This is a genomic window from Streptomyces hainanensis, from assembly GCF_004348415.1.
Lineage (GTDB): Bacteria > Actinomycetota > Actinomycetes > Streptomycetales > Streptomycetaceae > Streptomyces > Streptomyces hainanensis.
Map to the genome: position 1 here is coordinate 1 of NZ_SMKI01000740.1, position 2,341 is coordinate 2,341.

General features: G+C 73.4%; 1 pseudogene. It reads left to right on the top strand.

Annotated features, from left to right (window positions below):
* Positions 1–2,341: pseudogene (locus E1283_RS35420) on the top strand (type IV secretion protein Rhs); the annotation flags it as partial.

Consider the following 2,341-nt stretch of genomic DNA (forward strand, 5'->3'; position numbering starts at 1 on the left):
CGCCGGCCTCCTCGCCGAGATCACCAACTCCTCCGGCCGACCACTGACCTTCACCTACGACAGCCACCACCGGCTCACCCGCTGGGAAGACCGCAACGGCTACTGGTACACCTACCAGTACGACACCGAAGGCCGCTGCGTCTTCACCACCGGCACCGACCGCGCCCTGGAGTACCGCTACCACTACCAGCCGGCCGTCCACCGCACCGTCGCCGTCGACTCCCTCGGCCACAGCACGGTCTACCAGTTCAACGACTCCTACCAACTCGTCGCCGAGACCAACGCGTTGGGCCACACCACCCACCATGACCGGGACCGCTACGACCGCGCCATGGCCACCACCGATCCCCTCGGCCGCACCACCACCCGCCACCTCGACGACGCCGGGCGCCTCGCGGCCCTGATCCGACCCGACGGCCTGGCCACCCGCTACGAGTACAACGAGCTGGGCCAGCCCACCGAGATCACCGAACCCGACGGCTCCGTCTGGGCCCAGTCCTACGACGCCGCCGGCAACCGCGTCGTCGTCCTCGACCCGGCCGGCCACCGCACCCGGTACGCCTACGACGGGCACGGCGGCCTGGCCGCCGTCACCGACGCGCTGGGCCGCACCACCAGGGTCCGCTGCGACGCCGCCGGGCTGCCCGTCGCCGTCACCGATCCTCAGGGCGAGGTCACCCACTACACGCGCGACGCCTTCGGCCGCCCCACCCGGGTCGTCGACCCGCTGGGCACCGTCGCCACCACCGAGTACTCGACCGAGGGCAAGCCGCTGCGCCACACCGACCAGGTGGGCGGCGTCCAGACCTGGACCTGGGACGGCGAGGGCAACTGCCTGGCCCACACCGACGAGAACGGCGGCGTCACCGCCTTCGAGTACGGCGCCTTCGACCTGCCGAGCGCCCGCGTCGACCAGGACGGCGCCCGCTACGCGTTCCGCCGCGACACCGAGCTCCGCCTCACCCGCGTCGTCGGCCCGCACGGCCTCACCTGGGACTACACCTACGACGACGCCGGCCGGCTGGTCGCCGAGTCCGACTACGACGGCCGCACCGTCGCCTACCGGCACGACGCCGCCGGCCAACTCGTCGCCCGCGTCAACGCCCTCGGCCAGACCGTCGCCTACGAGCGCGACATCCTCGGCCACGTCACCGCCAAGACCGCCGAGGGACGCCGCACCAGCTACGCCTACGACCCGCTCGGCCAGCTGACCCGCGCCGAGAGCCCGGGCGCCGAGGTCGTCGTCGGCTACGACGCGCTCGGCCGGGTCAACTCCGAGGGCGTCAACGGCCTCACCGTCGACCAGACCCACGACCCCCTCGGCCGCGTCCTCAGCCGCACCACCCCCAGCGGCCACACCAGCACCTGGAGCTACAACGCCGCAGGCGACGCCGTCGAGCTGACCACGGCCGGCCGCACCCTCACCTTCGACCACGACCCCCTCGGCCGCGAGACCGCCCGCCACCTCGACGAGCGGTTCACCCTCAGCCAGACCTGGGACCAGGCCGGGCGACTCACCCAGCAGTCGCTCAACGGCGCCGAAGGACCGCTCCGGCAACGCTCCTTCGCCTACCGGCCCGACCACTACCTCACCACCGTCGCCGAGAGCCACCTCGGCGTCACCGGCTACCAGTTGGACCCCGTCGGCCGCGTCACCACCGTCTCCGCACCCGGCTGGACCGAGAGCTACGCCTACGACCGGGCGGGCCAGCAGACCGACGCCCAGTGGCCCGAGGCCGTCGCCGCCGACGCCATCGGCCCCCGCGCCTTCGACGGCACCCGCCTGACCCGCGCCGGCGGCGTCCGCTACGAGTACGACGCCACGGGACGCGTCACCCTGCGGCAGCGCACCCGGCTCTCCCGCAAGCCCGAGACCTGGCGCTACGCGTGGGACGCCGAGGACCGGCTCACCGCCGTCACCACCCCCGACGGCACCCACTGGCGCTACCACTACGACCCGCTGGGCCGCCGCGTCGCCAAGGAACGCCTCGACGCCGAAGGCGGCGTCGTCGAGCGCACCGACTTCGTCTGGTGGGGCACCACCCTCGTGGAGGAGACCTCCACCGGCGGCACCCACGGCCGGCTCGCCACCCTCACCTGGGACTACCACGGCGAACAGCCCGTCGGCCAGACCAGCAGCTCGCTGCGCGGCGAGATCGACCGCCGCTTCTACGCGATCGTCACCGACCTCGTCGGCGCCCCGACCGAACTCGTCGACGAGTCGGGCAGCGGGTCACCGGCCCGCTCAGCTCGGTCGAGACCCGCTGCCTCGGGCTGCTCGCCAGCGTCGTGGCGCTCTGGTGCAGCGAGCCGCTGCACCAGGTGCCACCGGCGCTCGTCG